Below are 16,114 nucleotides of genomic sequence, written 5' to 3'. Positions count from 1 at the left end.
GAGGTGGCAAGGGAATCGCCCGGGTCACGAATTCGCAATGATTTCCAATCGGCACTTGCCACGGAATCAAGTCTCTGATTCTCTGACCTAAAGCGTTTCCTGATTTGAGTCGCGTGACGCGTAGCCCGCGTTTTCATCCGGAGGTTCCACTTCCGGACGGGTCGGATTCAGTCTTTGGAAACAAGGCGTTGCGTTCTGAGTTGAGAGGGGATTCTCGCAAGATGAAGTCGAAGCGCGTTGCTGTCCTGATGGGTGGATTCTCGTCCGAGCGGCCCGTGTCCCTTTCGTCCGGTAATGCCTGCGCGGATGAACTCGAGCGGGTGGGCTACCAGGTCAGTCGCGTCGATGTCGGGCGCGATGTCGGCGCCGTGCTTTCGGCGCTCAAGCCGGACGTCGCGTTCAATGCCCTGCATGGTCCCTTCGGCGAGGACGGCACGATCCAGGGCGTCCTCGAATTCCTTGACATCCCTTACACCCATTCGGGCGTGCTGGCCTCGGCGCTTGCCATGAACAAGGAGCAGTCCAAGAAGGTTGCCAAGGCCGCTGGCATTCCGGTGGCCGAATCCAGGATTCTCGACCGCTTCACCATCCGCAACGAGCATCCGATGGCGCCGCCCTATGTGGTGAAGCCGGTGGCCGAGGGATCGAGCTTCGGCGTGGTCATCGTGAAGGAGGACCAGTCGCATCCGCCGCAGATCATCTCGTCGCCCGAGTGGCGCTATGGAGAGACGGTCATGGTGGAGCGCTACATCCATGGCCGCGAGCTGACCTGCGCGGTGATGGGCGACGTGGCGCTGGGCGTCTGCGAGATCGTGCCGACGGGGCACGCCTTCTACGATTACGATTCAAAATACGTGCCGGGCGGATCAAAGCACGAATGCCCCGCGAAAGTTTCACCGATTATTTACCAAAAAATACAAAGACTGGCGCTCAAGGCTCACCAAGCGATCGGGTGCCGGGGCGTCTCCCGGTCTGACTTCCGGTACGACGACCGCCATTCCGAAAACGGGGAGGTCGTCTGGCTGGAGGTCAATACGCAACCCGGCATGACGCCGACGTCGCTGGTGCCTGAGATTGCCGCCCAAGCCGGGCATTCGTTTGGTGAGTTGTTGAGTTGGATGGTGGAGGACGCTTCGTGTTTGCGTTGAAGACGGGATATGACAGGGAGGTGCGCGGCGCGAAGCCGGGTCCCTTCGGGCTGTCCCTGTCGGCGGAGCATTTCGTGCTGCCGCGGTATCTGCGCAAGCCCGTCCGTTTCCTGTCGCGCTTGGGGCGCGGGGACTTCACGCCGCCGCGCTATGCGGCGTCGATCATGACGGTTTCTTTCCTGGCCGCCAGCTCGCTCTACGGCGCCTATGTGGGCGGCCATTTCCCGACGATGGTTCAGGGGGTGACGGCGCGCAGCGGCTTCGCGGTCGACCAGATCAAGGTTTCGGGCAATCGCGAAACCTCCGAGATCGACATCCTCGACAAGCTCGAGCTCAACGGCTGGACCTCTCTCGTCGGCTTCGATGCCGGCCAGGCGCGCCAGCGCATCGTCAGCCTGCCCTGGGTGCGTGGCGCCGACGTGCGCAAGGTCTATCCCAACTCGATCGAGATCCGCATCGACGAGCGCGAAGCCTTCGCGATCTGGCAGCATGGCCGCCAGCTCAGCGTCGTGGACAAGTCGGGCGGGGTGATCGCCCCCTTCACGGGCGGCAGCCAGTTAATGCTGCCGATGGTGGTGGGGCTGGGTGCCGCCGAGCAGGCCGCAGGTTTCGTGGCGCAGGTGCAGAAGGTGCCGGGACTGGCGCCGCGCGTCAGGAGCTACATCCGCGTCGGCGAACGCCGCTGGGACCTCAGGCTCGACAACGGGATTGCGGTCAAATTGCCGGAATTCGGCGTCGATTCGGCGCTTGCCGAACTGATGGCGCTGGATCGCGACAACGGACTTTTGAGCCGGGACATCTCGGCCGTGGACATGCGTCTTGGCGACCGGCTGGTCGTGCAGCTCACGCCCGAGGCCGTCGAGCGCCGCGCGGCCGAGCTGAAGAACAAGCCCAAGACCGTCAAGGCTAAGGCGGAGAAGAGAATATGAGCTGGCTAGGCGGTCAGAAGGATGCGGGTTCACGCCGGTCGGGCATCCTTACCGTGCTCGACGTGGGGTCGAACAAGGTCTGCTGCGTGGTGGCCAAGCTGAAGCCCGCCGAGGGCAGCCAGTTGCTCAAGGGCCGCACCCATCAGGCGCAGGTCATCGGCATCGGCCACCAGAAGTCGCAAGGCGTGAAATCGGGCGTGGTCGTCGACCTCGACCGCGCCGAGCATGCGATCAGGCTGGCGGTCGACGCCGCCGAGCGCATGGCCGGGCTTACTGCCGACTCGCTGATCGTCAATCTCTCGGCCGGCCGCATCAAGAGCGAGGCCTTCTCGGCGACCGTCAATCTCGGCGGCCATGAGGTCGAGGAAGCGGATGTCAGCCGCGTGCTCGCGGCCGGTGCCAAGCAGGCGCTGCGGTCCGAACGCGAGGTGATTCACTCCTTGCCCGTTGCCTTCTCGCTCGACGCCGAGCGCGGCGTGCGCGATCCGCGCGGCATGGTCGGCGAGACGCTCGGTGTCGACATGCACGTGCTGAGCGGGGACTTGGCGCCGCTGCGCAACCTCGAACTCTGCATCAACCGCTCGCATCTGTCGGTCGAGCAGATGGTGGCGACGCCCTACGCCAGCGGCCTGGCCGCGCTCGTCGACGACGAGCTCGAGATGGGTGCCGCCTGCATCGACATGGGCGGCGGCACGACCACGCTGTCGGTCTTCGCCGAAGGCAAGTTCGTCCATGCCGACGCCATTCCTATCGGCGGCAACCACGTGACCATGGATCTCGCAAAGGGGCTGTCGACGCGTCTGGAGGACGCCGAGCGGCTCAAGGTCATGCACGGCTCGGCCTTGCCGGGCGGCGCCGACGACCGCGACCTGGTCAGCATCCAGCCGATCGGCGCCGATGACGGCGACGTGCCGCTGCAGATTCCGCGCTCGGTGATGGCGCGCATCATCCGCGCCCGGATCGACGAGACGCTCGAACTGCTCCGCGACAGGCTCAACAAGTCGGGCTACGGCAACGCGGTGGGTAAGCGAGTCGTGCTGACCGGCGGCGCGAGCCAGCTGGTCGGCCTGCCCGAGGCGGCGCGCCGCATCCTCGGCCGCAACGTGCGCATCGGCCGCCCGCTCGGCGTGGCCGGCCTGCCGGAGGCGGCCAAGGGGCCGGCCTTCGCGACCGCGGTGGGGCTGCTGATCTATCCGCAGGTGGCCGGCATCGAAAGCCAGGCGGCAAAGGGAATTTCCCGTTACAGGGCGACGGGAACGGGCGGAAAACTGCATCGCATGAGTCAGTGGTTGAGAGACAGTTTTTAGGAATTGACCGGGGGCGACCCCATACAAGGCCGTACGGCGAAACGGCTTGAAAAGGCAAAAAGGACGAGGACAATGACGATCAATCTCAAGAAGCCGGATATCACCGAGCTCAAGCCGCGCATCACGGTGTTCGGCGTGGGCGGCGGCGGCGGCAACGCCGTCAACAACATGATCACCGCCGGCCTGCGCGGCGTCGAGTTCGTGGTGGCCAACACCGACGCCCAGGCGCTGACGATGTCGAAGGCCGAGCGTCTCGTCCAGCTCGGCGCGCACGTGACCGAGGGTCTCGGCGCCGGCTCGCAGCCGGAAGTCGGCCGCGCCGCCGCCGAGGAATGCATCGACGAGATCATCGACCACCTGTCGAACACCCACATGTGCTTCGTCACCGCCGGTATGGGCGGCGGCACCGGCACGGGTGCCGCGCCCGTCGTTGCCCGCGCAGCGCGCGAGAAGGGCATCCTGACCGTCGGCGTCGTCACCAAGCCGTTCCATTTCGAAGGCCAGCGCCGCATGAAGACTGCGGACATGGGCATCGAAGAGCTGCAGAAGTGCGTCGACACGCTGATCGTCATCCCGAACCAGAACCTCTTCCGCCTCGCCAATGACAAGACGACCTTCGCGGACGCCTTCGCCATGGCCGACCAGGTGCTCTACTCGGGCGTCGCCTGCATCACCGACCTGATGGTCAAGGAAGGCCTGATCAACCTCGACTTCGCCGACGTCCGTTCGGTGATGCGCGAGATGGGCAAGGCGATGATGGGCACCGGCGAAGCTTCGGGCGAGGGCCGCGCGATGGCCGCCGCCGAGGCCGCGATCGCCAACCCGCTGCTCGACGAGACCTCGATGAAGGGCGCCAAGGGCCTGCTGATCTCGATCACCGGCGGTCGCGACCTGACCCTGTTCGAAGTCGACGAGGCTGCGACCCGCATCCGCGAGGAAGTGGACCAGGATGCCAACATCATCCTCGGCGCGACCTTCGACGAGGATCTCGAAGGCGTCATCCGCGTCTCCGTGGTCGCCACCGGCATCGACAAGTCGGCGGCCGACATCGCCGCAGCCCCGCTGACCATCCGCCAGGCGCCGCCGAAGCCGGCACAGCGCCCTGCCGCCGAGGCGCGCCCGGCACAGCCGCAGGTTGCCGTGCAGGAGCAGCCGCGCATGGAAATGCGCAGCAACGATCCTGTCGCCGACGCGATCCGCCTGGCCGAATCCAACGCCGTCGCCATGGCGCAGCCGCGTGCCGCCGCACCGGCCGAGGACTTCCGCCCGCAGAGCAAGCTGTTCCAGGCTCCGCCCGCACAGCCGCAGCCGCAGGCCTATCAGCCGCAGCCGCAGCAGTTCCACCAGCCGGCGCCGCAGCCCGTCGTGCAGCAACAGGTGGCACCTCAACGCGAGATGATGCAGCCGGCTCCGGCGCCGCGCATGCCGCGCGTCGAGGATTTTCCGCCGATGGTGAAAGCCGAGGTGGCCGCCAAGGCACAGCCGGTCGATCATGAGGAGCGCGGTCCGATGGGGCTGCTCAAGCGCCTGACCAGCGGCCTGACCCGGCGCGAGGAAGAGCCGGCGCGGCTCCAGCCGGCACAGCCGCGCGAACCGCGCCTGCGCCAGCCGGCTCCCGAGCAGCGTCGCGTGGCCAGCCAGGAAGCGCAGCTCTATGCGCCGCGCCGCGGCCAGCTCGACGACCAGGGCCGGATCGCCCCGCAGCCCAGGCAGCAGGAAGACGATCAGCTGGAGATTCCGGCATTCCTTCGCCGGCAAGCCAACTAAACTGTGAACGAGCGGTAACACTGATTGAAAGGCGGGCGTCTCGACGCCCGCCTTTTGATATGAAAAGGTAAGTCAAATCAGAAGGTTGAGGGGGCGAGTCGAAGCGGCCCCGCAGTTACACAGAGTAAGAAACCGTGATTTGGAGTCTATCAGCCGGAAGACTATCTTCGCGCCGACTAGTGCATCGGGCCGTAAGTCTATTTCGGCCAAATGCGGTGCGCAAAGTCGAGGAACGTGCAACTGGCTTCGGTTCGAAGCCGCGGCGTTCCGAAGTCGGCAGGGCGGGTGCTGTGGGGATGAGGCACCGTCCATTCAAGCCGACGAGAGTCATGTTCCGTTTCATGGCGAAGCGGGCGTGACGTGGACGGGCATATGGGGATCGACTTGCAGGACTATCAGACAACTCTCAAATCGCGTGCGACGCTGTCGGGCATCGGCGTGCATAGCGGCAAGCCCGTGTCGATCCATTTCGTGCCGGCGGACGCCGACACGGGTGTAGTGTTCCACGTTGATGGCCGAGAGTTCCGCGCAATTGTGTCGGAAGTGGGTGCAACCGACCTTTGTACGCTGCTCGGCGACCCGGCCGGCGCGCATGTGGCGACGATCGAGCACCTGATGGCGGCGCTTTTCGGCCTCGGCATCGACAATCTCGTCATCGAGGTCGAAGGCAACGAGATCCCGATTCTCGACGGCAGCGCCGCGCAGTTCGTCGAGGCTATCGACCAGGCCGGCATCGAGACGCTTGGTGTCAAGCGCCGCTATATCCGCGTGCTGAAGCCGGTGCGAATCGAGAGCGGCGCCTCCTGGGCTGAATTCCGTCCCTATGGCGGAACCCGCTTCGAGGTCGAGATCGACTTCGAGAGCCCGGCCATCGGCCGCCAGTCCTTCGCCTCGGACGTCAATGACGACATCTTCCGCCGGGAGATTTCGCGCGCCCGCACCTTCGGTTTCATGAAGGACGTGGAACGCCTGTGGGCCGCCGGCTATGCGCTCGGCTCGTCGCTCGAGAACTCGGTGGTCATCGGCGACGACAACCACATCATCAACATCGAGGGCCTGCGCCATTCGAACGAGTTCGTGCGCCACAAGACGCTCGATGCCATGGGCGACCTCGCACTCGCCGGTGCGCGCTTCATCGGCTGCTTCCGCTCCTATCGCGGCGGCCACAGGCTGAATGCCGCCGCGCTGCGCCGGCTGCTTTCGGATCGCTCCGCCTTCGAGATCGTCGAGACGTCGCGCCGCGAGCGCGGCCGCTCGGCTGAACTGATCGCCGTCAGCGCTGCCGTCCACGCGCCCTGGACCTTGTGACGGCCGGCATTCGCGGAACGGTGGTGTGGCCCTGCTGCACCACTTGGCCGGCGAAGTGGCGCGGACCAGCGCGTGCCACAAAATTGCGCGAATGACCGGAGATAGCGTTGCCCGGCGCGGCCAGTTGTGATCTATGGCCGTTTGCCTAAAAGCGAAACTACGCCGAAGGGGCGGAATTCTGTGATGTCATTGATTCGTGCCGGTGGACCGAAGTTGCGCGTGAAGCCGATTGCCGTGGCGCTGTCGCTCGTTGTTCCCGGGCTTGCACTTTCCGGTTGCATGTCGAGCGAGGCGGATGTCGATCTCGCCACCTATGTCGAGCAGACCGAGCCGGCAGACGTGCTCTACAATCAGGGCCTCGCCAACCTCAATGCCGGCCGCCTGAAGGAGGCGAGCCGCAAGTTCGAGGCCGTAGACCGCCAGCATCCCTATTCGGAGTGGGCGCGCAAGTCCATGGTGATGGGCGCCTTCGCCAGCTATCGCCAGGGCTCCTACGAGGAAGCCATCAACTCGGCCAAGCGGTATCTCTCGCTCTATCCCTCGACCGACGATGCGGCCTACGCCCAGTACATCATCGGCCTGAGCTATTTCCGCCAGATTCGCGACGTCACCCAGGACCAGAAGGAAGCGCGGCGCACGATCGAGGCGATGCAGGAAGTGGTGCAGCGCTGGCCCCAGTCGGAATATGTCGACGACGCCAACGACAAGATCCGCTTTGCCCGCGACCAGCTCGCCGGCAAGGAAATGCAGATCGGCCGCTACTATCTCGAGCGCCGCGAGTACATCGCCGCCGCCAAGCGCTTCCGCAACGTGGTCGAGACCTACTCGAACACGCGTCATGTCGAGGAGGCTCTCGCGCGTCTTACCGAGACCTACTACGCTATGGGCCTGACCTCGGAGGCGCAGACCGCCGCCGCTGTGCTCGGGCAGAACTATCCCGACAGCCAGTGGTACAAGGACTCCTACAAGCTGTTGCAGACCAACGGCCTGGAGCCGCGCGAAAACGCCGGCTCGTGGATCTCCAAGGCCGGGAAGCTGTTCTCCGGCGACGCCTGACCCCAAATCGATGCTCTCGCGACTGTCGATCCGCGATATCGTCCTGATCGAACGGCTGGACATCGATTTCAATGCGGGCCTGTCCGTGCTCACCGGCGAGACCGGCGCGGGCAAATCCATCCTTCTCGACGCATTGTCGCTCGCGCTCGGCGCGCGTGGCGATGCGTCGCTCGTACGCCACGGCACGAGCCAGGGGCAGGTGACGGCCGTCTTCGACGTGCCGCGCAACCATCCAGCCCGGCAGATGCTCGCCGACAACGCCATCGAGGACGACGGCGACATCATCCTGCGACGCGTGCAGACCGGCGACGGCCGCACCCGCGTCTTCGTCAACGACCAGCCGTCGAGCGTCACGCTGATGCGCGACATCGGCAGGGCGCTGGTCGAAATCCACGGACAGCATGACGACCGGGCGCTCGTCGACGCCGGCGCGCATCGCGACGTGCTCGATTCCTTCGGCGGCCACGTCGGCGAGGCGAGGGCGACCGCCGAGGCCTGGAAGCTCTGGCGCAACGCCGATCAGGAATTGTCCCGCCACCGGGCACGCGTCGAGGCCGCGGCCCGCGAGGCCGAATATCTGCGCGCATCGGTCGCCGAACTCGGCAAGCTCGATCCGCAGCCGGGCGAGGAGACCGAGCTCGCCGAACTGCGCGCCTCGATGATGCGGGTCGAGAAGATCGCATCCGAAATCCAGGATGCGCAGGACGTGCTGTCCGGCTCGTCGTCGCCGTTGCCGCAGCTGGCGAGCCTGCTGCGCCGGCTGCAGCGCAAGGCGGCCGAGGTGCCTGGCCTGCTCGACGAGGTGGTGAAGTCGCTCGACGAGGCGATGATCTCGCTCGATGCCGCACAGTCGGGCGTCGACGCGGCGCTGCGCGCCACCGAATACGACCCGCAGCGGCTGGAGAAGGCCGAGGAGCGGCTGTTCGCGCTGCGCGCCGCCGCCCGCAAGCACAACGTCGCCGTCGACGACCTCGCCAGGCTGCGCGACACGATGGTTGCCGACCTTGCCGATCTCGACGCCGGCGAGGAACGCCTGCATGGGCTCGAAAAGCAGGCCGCCGCCGCCCGCGATGCCTATGACCGCGTCGCCGCAAACCTCTCCGAGCTGCGCAAGACGGCGGCCGAGAGCCTGCGCAGGACGGTGATGGCGGAACTGCCGGCGCTCAAGCTCGAACGCGCCGAGTTCATCGTCGAGATGTCGAGCGAGGTCGACAACCGGCTGCAGGAAGGCATCGACCAGGTCGAGTTCTGGGTGCGCACCAATCCGGGCACGCGGCCCGGGCCGATGATGAAGGTCGCTTCCGGCGGCGAGCTGTCGCGCTTCCTGCTCGCGCTCAAGGTCGCGCTCGCCGATCGCGGGTCGGCACCGACGCTCGTCTTCGACGAGATCGACACCGGCGTGGGCGGCGCCGTCGCCGACGCCATCGGCCAGCGGCTGGCGCGGCTCGCCAACCGCGTCCAGGTGCTTTCGGTCACCCACGCGCCGCAGGTCGCCGCGCGGGCGGAGACCCATTTCCTGATCTCGAAGCAGGGCAACACCGACCGCGTCGCGACCGGCATCCACGAGATGGACCGGCCGGCGCGCCAGGAAGAGATCGCGCGCATGCTTTCGGGCGCGACCATCACCGAGGAGGCGCGGGCGGCAGCCGAGCGCCTGCTTCGCGAGAACACCGCAGCGGTTTCCTAGAGGCATGGGCGTGGATGGGCTGTTATTGTCAGGAGCCTGCGCGATCCTGCTGATTTGACGTGGAATTCGCCCTGGCTGCCTCCCGTGAGCGGGCATCCTGATCTATGGTGGCGCGCCATTGTGACGGAGCCGCACCATGTCCGAAAGAAGCGTCGATTCGCTGAGCGAGGCCGAGGCCGCCGTCGAGCTAGGGCGGCTGGCCGAACAAATCGCCGAGCACGACCGGCGCTATCACGCCGAGGACGCGCCGACGATCTCGGATGCGGACTATGACGCGCTGCGCCGGCGCAACCTCGCCATCGAACAGCGCTTTCCGCATCTGGTGCGCGAGGATTCGCCATCCAGGACCGTGGGCGCGGCCGTCTCGGAGAAATTCGGCAAGGTCACGCATGTCGTGCCGATGCTGTCGCTCGACAATGCCTTCGCCGACGAGGACGTCGGCGAATTCGTCGGCCGTATCAGGCGGTTCCTCAGGCTTTCCGCCGACGAGCCGATCGCAATCACCGCTGAGCCCAAGATCGATGGCCTTTCGCTTTCCATCCGCTACGAGGGCGGACGGCTGGTGACGGCGGCGACACGCGGCGACGGGCAGGTGGGCGAGAACGTGACGGCGAACGCCCGCACCATCGCCGACATTCCCAACGTGCTTCACGGCGACTTCCCCGAAGTGCTCGAGGTGCGCGGCGAGGTCTATATGAGCCATGCCGACTTTGCCGAACTCAACCGGCGCAACGGCGAGGCCGGCAGGCAGATCTTCGCCAATCCGCGCAATGCGGCCGCCGGGTCGCTGCGCCAGCTCGACACCTCGATCACGGCCAGCCGGCCGCTGCGCTTCTTCGCCTATGCCTGGGGCGAGGTGAGCGAGATGCCCGCCGACACGCAGATGGGCATGGTCGCCGCCTTCGGCCGCTACGGCTTCAAGACCAATCCGCTGATGAAGCTGTTCGACGGCGTGGACGGGCTCCTGTCGCAATACCGGCTGATCGAGGCCGACCGGGCGGCGCTCGGCTACGACATCGACGGTGTCGTCTACAAAGTCGACCGCCTCGACCTGCAGCAGCGCTTGGGCTTCGTCTCGCGCAGCCCGCGCTGGGCCATCGCCCACAAGTTCCCGGCCGAGAAGGCGACGACCATCCTCATCGGCATCGACATCCAGGTCGGGCGCACCGGCGCGCTGACGCCGGTGGCGCGGCTGCAGCCGGTGACGGTGGGCGGCGTGGTGGTGACCAACGCCACGCTGCACAACGAGGACTACATCAAGGGCATCGGCAACAGCGGCCAGGCGATCCGCGAGGGGCGCGACATCCGCGTCGGCGACACGGTGATCGTGCAGCGGGCAGGGGACGTCATCCCGCAGATCCTCGACGTGGTGCTGGAGAAGCGTCCCGCCGATGCGCGGCCCTACCAGTTTCCGACGCTCTGCCCGGCCTGCGGCAGCCACGCCGTGCGCGAGGAGGGCGAAGCGGTGCGGCGCTGCACCGGCGGCCTGATCTGCCCGGCGCAGGCGGTGGAACGGCTCCGCCACTTCGTGTCGCGCAACGCGCTCGACATCGAGGGCCTGGGCGAAAAGCAGATCGAGTTCTTCTTCCAGTCGCAGGACCCGTCGCTGCACATCGGCTCGCCGGCCGACATCTTCACGCTCAAGCGGCGCCAGGAGGCCTCGCTGACCAAGCTCGAGAACATCGAGGGTTTTGGCGCGACCTCTACGCGCAAGCTGTTCGCGGCCATCGACGACCGCCGCGAGGTGGAGTTCTCGCGCCTGCTGTTTGCGCTCGGCATCCGCCACATCGGCGAGACCAACGCCAAGCGGCTCGCCCGCCATTACGTCGGCTTCGATGCCTTCCGCGCGGCGGGCATGGACGCCATGATGCCCGAGGGCAAGGGCGCCAAGGGCAATGCGGCCTGGCAGGAACTCATCGCGATCAACGGCATCGGCTCCATCGTCGCCGAGGCGGTGGTCGAGTTCTTCGCCGAGGAGCACAACCGCCAGGTCGTCGAGGCGCTGCTGGCGGAAGTCACGCCGCGCGACGAGGAGCGCATCGGCGACGTGTCGTCGCCGGTCTCCGGCAAGACGGTGGTCTTCACCGGCTCGCTCGAGAAGATGTCGCGCGACGAGGCCAAGGCCATGGCCGAGAAGCTCGGCGCCAAGGTCGCAGGCTCGGTGTCGAAGAAGACCGACCTGGTGGTGGCGGGCCCGGGGGCAGGCTCGAAGCTCAAGACCGCCACCGAACTCGGTATCGAGGTGATCACCGAGGACCAGTGGTTCGAAAGGGTCGGCCGGTCGTGAGCCGGCTTCGCTGATCCTTGGCTCAACCGAATTGATGTGACAGGGCGCAGCCACGGCCCTATTCAGGGCCTCCCTAAGCAGGAGACGGCAGTCTTGAACAATCGCCAAGGTCAGTTCTGGCGGGGCGTGCGCATGAGCGTACCGGTCGTGGTCGCGTCCGCGCCCTTCGCCATCCTGTTCGGGGCGCTGGCGGTCGACAACGGCCTTTCCGTCTACGAGGCGACGTTCATGAGCGCCACGATCTATGCCGGCGCGAGCCAGCTGGTCGGCATCGAGCTGTTCGGCCAGAACGTTGCGCCCTGGCTCGTGGTCCTGTCCATCTTCGCGGTCAATTTCCGCCATGTGCTCTATTCGGCCGCGGTGGGCCAGTTCATCAGCCACTGGTCCGTCTTCAGGCAGGCCTTCGGCTATTTCTTCCTGGTCGATCCCCAATATGCGGAAACCGAGCGGCTGGGCGAAAGCGGCGAACAGGTGAGTTTTGCCTGGTACATGGGCATGGCGACGCCGATCTACGTGTTCTGGGTGGCGGAAAGCGCACTCGGCGCGCTGTTCGGCCGGCTGATACCCAATCCCCATGCGCTCGGGCTGGATTTCCTGCTGCCGATCTACTTCCTCGGGCTGGTGATGAGCTTCCGCAAGCGCTCGCGCTGGTTGCCCATCGTCGTCGCCAGCGCCGTGGCGTCCATGATCGCCTACAAGACGATCGGTTCGCCCTGGCACGTCACGGTCGGCGCGCTGGCCGGCGTGCTGCTGGCCGCGGCCCTGCCGGTGCGGGCCGAAGCGGCTGCGGAGGCAACGGCATGAGCACGACATTGTGGATCATCATCGGCGGCGCGGTCGCGACCTATCTGACGCGGATCGGCGGGCACCTGGTCATTTCGCGCTTCGAGCGCGTCCATCCGCGCGTCGAGGCCGGGCTCAACGCGGTGCCGGCGGCGGTGCTGACCACGCTGGTGGCGCCGGCGGCGCTCTCGGCCGGCCCATCGGAGCTTGCCGCGCTGGCGGTCGCCGCGGCCGTGTCGCTGCGCGGCAGCCTGATGGCGATGTTCCTGGCCGGCGCCGCGGTGCTGATCGCGCTGCGGCACTTCATCGGCTGAGGACCGTCGCCACCAGGCGCCGGTCCGGTTGGCTTTCCTCGCTCAGACGATCGGCTTCGTCGCCTTCTCCAGCCATGCCAGGGTTTCCCCGTCGAGCATCGTTCCGATCTCGGCCAGGACGCGGGCATGATAGGCGTTCAGCCAGTCCAGCTCCTCGCGGGTGAGCAGGTCGGTGCGCAGCATGCGTTGATCGAAGGGCGCCAGCGTCAGCGTCTCGAAGCCATGCATGGCGATATCGCCGCCCGCAAGCCCGTCGGGGCGCGTGACCAGGATCAGGTTTTCCAGCCGGATGCCGTATTGGCCGGGCTTGTAGTAGCCCGGTTCGTTGGACAGGATCATGCCGGCAAGCAGCTTCTCGACGCCGGTCTTGGCGATGCGCTGCGGACCCTCGTGCACCGCCAGATAGGAGCCGACGCCGTGGCCGGTGCCGTGGGCATAGTCGAGCCCGCGCTTCCACAAAGCGCTGCGGGCGAGCGGGTCGATGTCGGCGCCGCGGGTGCCGGCGGGAAAGCGCGCCGCAGAGACCGCGATCAGGCCCTTGAGCACCAGGGTGTAGCGCTCGCGCATCTCCTCGGTCGGCGTGCCGACGGGAACGGTGCGGGTGATGTCGGTGGTGCCGTCCTCGTACTGCGCGCCCGAATCGAGCAGGAACAGCTCGCCGTCGCCCAGCATACGGTTGGTCGCATGCGAGACGCGGTAGTGCATGATGGCCCCGTGCGGACCGGAACCGGAGATGGTGGCGAAGGAAACGTCGCGCAGCGGCATCTGCGTTTCCTCGCCGGTGATACGCCGGGATTCTTCAAGTTTGGTGACGACCGTGATTTCGTCGATGCTGCCGGGTGCCTGCCGGTCGAGCCAGCAGAGCAGCTTGGCGACGGCCGCCCCGTCGCGGCGATGCGCCGCCCGCGAGCCTGCGACTTCGGCGCCGTTCTTGGTGGCGCGGGGGAGGCGTGCCGGGTCGGGTGCCGAAACGATGGTGCCGCCGTTGTCCTCGATCAGCGCGCGCAGCCTTTCGGCGGCAAGCGCCGGATCGAGCGCGATCTTCGCGCCGGAGCCGGCGAGGTCAGCGATGAAGTTCTCTAGGTCGCCGGGAGCCCTGATCGCGGCAAGCTGGGTCAGGTAGGCTTCCTCGGTACGGCCGAGCTTGCGCTTGTCGAGGAAGACGGCGTGCCGGCCGTCGGCCGCGAGCACTGCGAAGCCGAGCGCAAGCGGGGTGTGGGGCACGTCGCCGCCACGGATGTTGAACGTCCAGGCCAGTGACGAAGGGTCGGTGAGCACGGCGTGGGTGGCGCCGTCGGCGGCGATGGCCGATGCCAGGCGCTTCAGCTTGTCCTTGGCGAGTTCGCCCGCATAGGCTTCCGGATGGATGTGGGCCGGAGCCAGCGGCGGCTCGGGCTGGTCCCGCCAGATGGCATCGACGGGGTTGCCGGAAAGCGGCACCAGGGTCGCGCCGACCTTTTCCGCCGAGGCTGTAAGGGCCTTGATGTCGCCGACGGTGTGCAGCCAGGGATCGAAGCCCAGCCGCGCGCCCTTGGGCAGGTTCTCCCTGATCCAGGCGGCCGGCGGGTTGTCGACGAGACTTTCGATCGCAAAGACGTCGAGATCGACCTGGTCGCGCACCTGCAGGGTGTAGCGGCCGTCGACGAAGACGAAGGCACTCCCGGCGAGCACGATCGCCACGCCCGCCGATCCGCTGAAGCCGGTCAGCCATTTCAACCGCTCGGAACGAGGGGCGACATACTCGCCCTGGTGCTCGTCGGCACGCGGCACGATGAAGCCGTCGAGGCCGTTGTCGGAGAGCCATCGCCTGAGAAGGGCGACGCGCGGCTTGCCCACCGAAGGGTTGCCGGCGGATTCGAAGGACTGGAACATGGGAGTACCCGTATGCTTAATCTTCGGTAAAGGTAACTTTGCTGGCCTTGGCTGGCAACGCCGCGGGCATGGGCCAGAGGCGAATGAGGGTCACACCAAGTGCTGCAGCCCGGCCCGTGCCTGCGCACGTTCCGTCGAGCAAGCCATGGCTATTCTGATGCTGATGCTTCAGCGCTTGAGGTGAATGGTCACCCAGCCCTCGCGGTGGAATGTCTCGACGTGGCGGAAATCCTGCGCCGTATAAGCGTCGAGCACCGCGTCGTGCTGGCGGTCGAGGATACCCGACAGGATCAGCGAGCCGGCAGGGGCGAGATGGGTCGCCATTTCCGGGGCGAGCTGCATCAGCGGCTGTGCCAGGATGTTGGCGACGATCAGGTCGAACGGGCCATGCCTCGCAAAGACCGGGTCGTCGAAGCCTTCCGCCGTCGCCGTGTCGACGTGTTGGGCGACCCCGTTGAGCCTCACATTGGCGGCCGCGACTTCGGTGGCGACCGGATCGATGTCGGTGGCGAGCACGGCAATCGGCGCGAGCTTGGCGACGGCGATGGCGAGCACCGCGCTGCCGGTGCCGAGATCCAGGGCGTTTGCCGGCTTCTCGCCGGTCACGACCTTCTCGATCATCTCCAGGCAGCCGGCGGTCGTGCCGTGATGGCCGGTGCCGAAGGCGAGGCCGGCCTCGATCTCGATGGCGATCTGGCCCGGGCGCACTTCGCTCCGGTCATGCGAGCCATGGACGATGAAGCGCCCGGCCTCGACCGGCTTCAGCCCTTCCAGCGACTTCGCCACCCAGTCGACGTCCGGCAGGACTTCGCGGCCGATCGGCCCGGTGTGGCCCTCTTCGGCGAGCACGGCGGCCATGCGGCGCTCGATGTCGGCGATGTCGCCATCGGCATAGAGCGATACTTCCTGGATGTCGCGGTCCTCGTCGACCTCGAGCACGGCGATCGGCCAGCCGTCCTCCTCGAAGACGGTCTCAAGGGCGGCGAAGATGCGGCTCGCGGCTTCGCGTCCGGTGATGATGTGCAGCCGTGTCTGGGGCATGTCCTATCCGGGAAAAATGTCAGCCTTCGTTGGCCAGGCGCTTGAGCTTGGCGAGCGCAGCCGTGGGATTCTCCTCATAGGCGATGGTGCCGAAGAAATCACCCTTGCTGTCGAGCAGCAGGACCGAGGCTGTGTGGTCCATCGTGTAGTCGCCGCCTTCGGTCGGGACCTTCTTGAGATAGATGCCGAAGGACTTGGCCATGGCGCGGACCTTTTCGGGGTCGCCAGTGATGCCGGTGATGCGCTGGGAGACGTTGCCGACATATTTGTCCATGACCTCGGCGGTGTCGCGCTCTGGGTCGACGGTGACGAAATAGGCGCGGATGTCCTTGCCCTCGTCGCCGAGCTGCTCCAGCCAGCTGTCGAGCTCGACCAGCGTGGTCGGGCAGACTTCGGGGCAGTTGGTGAAGCCGAAGAAGACGGCGCTCGGCTGGCCGCGGAAAGCCTGCTCGGTAATGCCCTGGCCCTTCTGGTCGACGAGCGCGAAGGGCGCGCCGAAAGCCTGGCCGCTGTTCTGGCCGCGATACCAGTCGAAGGTCAGCCAGCCGACGCCGGCGGCCATGAGGATCAGAATGCCGGCAAGGATCGTGCGCATCATCGGTCTAGGATTCCGTG

General features: G+C 66.6%; 13 protein-coding genes. 10 read left to right on the top strand and 3 right to left on the bottom strand.

Annotation, left to right across the window (positions count from 1 at the left end; genetic code table 11):
- Positions 1-221: 221 nt before the first annotated feature.
- From J2X50_RS02530 to J2X50_RS02485, 10 genes are all read left to right on the top strand, one after another.
- Complete coding sequence (locus tag J2X50_RS02530; protein ID WP_429091158.1) at positions 222-1,148, top strand: D-alanine--D-alanine ligase; 927 nt, start codon at positions 222-224, stop codon at positions 1,146-1,148.
- Complete coding sequence (locus J2X50_RS02525) at positions 1,136-2,077, top strand: cell division protein FtsQ/DivIB (RefSeq protein WP_429091156.1); 942 nt, start codon at positions 1,136-1,138, stop codon at positions 2,075-2,077. The genes J2X50_RS02530 and J2X50_RS02525 overlap by 13 nt, the downstream gene beginning before the upstream one ends.
- Entirely contained in the window at positions 2,074-3,384 is a 1,311-nt protein-coding gene (ftsA, locus tag J2X50_RS02520; RefSeq protein ID WP_429091155.1) for a cell division protein FtsA, read from the top strand. Before J2X50_RS02525 ends, ftsA begins: the two co-directional genes overlap by 4 nt.
- A gap of 72 nt (positions 3,385-3,456) precedes the next feature.
- Positions 3,457-5,151 (top strand): cell division protein FtsZ, encoded by a 1,695-nt coding sequence (ftsZ, locus tag J2X50_RS02515; RefSeq protein ID WP_429091154.1) that lies wholly within the window; start codon positions 3,457-3,459, stop codon positions 5,149-5,151.
- 372 nt (positions 5,152-5,523) lie between these two features.
- A complete protein-coding gene (gene lpxC, locus J2X50_RS02510; RefSeq protein ID WP_429091153.1) occupies positions 5,524-6,459 on the top strand; it encodes a UDP-3-O-acyl-N-acetylglucosamine deacetylase in 936 nt (311 codons plus the stop codon).
- A gap of 183 nt (positions 6,460-6,642) precedes the next feature.
- Positions 6,643-7,515, top strand: a complete 873-nt coding sequence (locus J2X50_RS02505; RefSeq protein ID WP_347965035.1) for an outer membrane protein assembly factor BamD — start codon at positions 6,643-6,645, stop codon at positions 7,513-7,515.
- Positions 7,516-7,525: 10 nt separating this feature from the next.
- Positions 7,526-9,202 carry a DNA repair protein RecN gene (recN, locus tag J2X50_RS02500; protein WP_429091151.1) on the top strand — a complete coding sequence of 559 codons (1,677 nt, stop codon included), beginning with the start codon at positions 7,526-7,528 and terminating at the stop codon, positions 9,200-9,202.
- Between the two features lie 136 nt (positions 9,203-9,338).
- A complete protein-coding gene (gene ligA / locus J2X50_RS02495; RefSeq protein ID WP_429091149.1) occupies positions 9,339-11,489 on the top strand; it encodes an NAD-dependent DNA ligase LigA in 2,151 nt (716 codons plus the stop codon).
- A gap of 132 nt (positions 11,490-11,621) precedes the next feature.
- Positions 11,622-12,293 carry an AzlC family ABC transporter permease gene (locus J2X50_RS02490; protein ID WP_429091830.1) on the top strand — a complete coding sequence of 224 codons (672 nt, stop codon included), beginning with the start codon at positions 11,622-11,624 and terminating at the stop codon, positions 12,291-12,293.
- Positions 12,290-12,586: an AzlD family protein gene (locus J2X50_RS02485; RefSeq protein WP_347965038.1), complete on the top strand. Its 297-nt coding sequence runs from the start codon at positions 12,290-12,292 to the stop codon at positions 12,584-12,586. The genes J2X50_RS02490 and J2X50_RS02485 overlap by 4 nt, the downstream gene beginning before the upstream one ends.
- A gap of 42 nt (positions 12,587-12,628) precedes the next feature.
- Here the strand turns inward: J2X50_RS02485 and J2X50_RS02480 are convergent, their stop codons facing one another.
- The 3 genes from J2X50_RS02480 to J2X50_RS02470 form a co-directional block, all read right to left on the bottom strand.
- A complete protein-coding gene (locus J2X50_RS02480; RefSeq protein ID WP_429091148.1) occupies positions 12,629-14,458 on the bottom strand; it encodes an aminopeptidase P family protein in 1,830 nt (609 codons plus the stop codon).
- A 168-nt stretch (positions 14,459-14,626) separates the two neighbouring features.
- Positions 14,627-15,499, bottom strand: coding sequence for a 50S ribosomal protein L11 methyltransferase (locus tag J2X50_RS02475; protein WP_429091146.1), 873 nt, complete (start codon positions 15,497-15,499; stop codon positions 14,627-14,629).
- Positions 15,500-15,518: 19 nt separating this feature from the next.
- Positions 15,519-16,097, bottom strand: coding sequence for an SCO family protein (locus tag J2X50_RS02470; RefSeq protein WP_347965041.1), 579 nt, complete (start codon positions 16,095-16,097; stop codon positions 15,519-15,521).
- Between the last annotated feature and the right edge of the window lie 17 nt (positions 16,098-16,114).

Origin of the sequence: Aminobacter sp. BE322 (genome assembly GCF_050433525.1) — a bacterium.
Taxonomy (GTDB): domain Bacteria; phylum Pseudomonadota; class Alphaproteobacteria; order Rhizobiales; family Rhizobiaceae; genus Aminobacter.
The sequence above is the reverse complement of the archived record's forward strand: the minus strand, read 5'-3'. Positions and strand labels throughout refer to the sequence as shown.

Coding starts and splice junctions, on each gene's coding strand:
- J2X50_RS02530 (WP_429091158.1), top strand. CDS start 222: ATGAAGTCGAAGCGCGTTGCTGTCCTGATGGGTGGATTCTCGTCCGAG.
- ftsA (WP_429091155.1), top strand. CDS start 2,074: ATGAGCTGGCTAGGCGGTCAGAAGGATGCGGGTTCACGCCGGTCGGGC.
- ftsZ (WP_429091154.1), top strand. CDS start 3,457: ATGACGATCAATCTCAAGAAGCCGGATATCACCGAGCTCAAGCCGCGC.
- lpxC (WP_429091153.1), top strand. CDS start 5,524: ATGGGGATCGACTTGCAGGACTATCAGACAACTCTCAAATCGCGTGCG.
- J2X50_RS02505 (WP_347965035.1), top strand. CDS start 6,643: ATGTCATTGATTCGTGCCGGTGGACCGAAGTTGCGCGTGAAGCCGATT.
- recN (WP_429091151.1), top strand. CDS start 7,526: ATGCTCTCGCGACTGTCGATCCGCGATATCGTCCTGATCGAACGGCTG.
- ligA (WP_429091149.1), top strand. CDS start 9,339: ATGTCCGAAAGAAGCGTCGATTCGCTGAGCGAGGCCGAGGCCGCCGTC.
- J2X50_RS02490 (WP_429091830.1), top strand. CDS start 11,622: ATGAGCGTACCGGTCGTGGTCGCGTCCGCGCCCTTCGCCATCCTGTTC.
- J2X50_RS02485 (WP_347965038.1), top strand. CDS start 12,290: ATGAGCACGACATTGTGGATCATCATCGGCGGCGCGGTCGCGACCTAT.
- J2X50_RS02480 (WP_429091148.1), bottom strand. CDS start 14,458: ATGTTCCAGTCCTTCGAATCCGCCGGCAACCCTTCGGTGGGCAAGCCG.
- J2X50_RS02475 (WP_429091146.1), bottom strand. CDS start 15,499: ATGCCCCAGACACGGCTGCACATCATCACCGGACGCGAAGCCGCGAGC.
- J2X50_RS02470 (WP_347965041.1), bottom strand. CDS start 16,097: ATGATGCGCACGATCCTTGCCGGCATTCTGATCCTCATGGCCGCCGGC.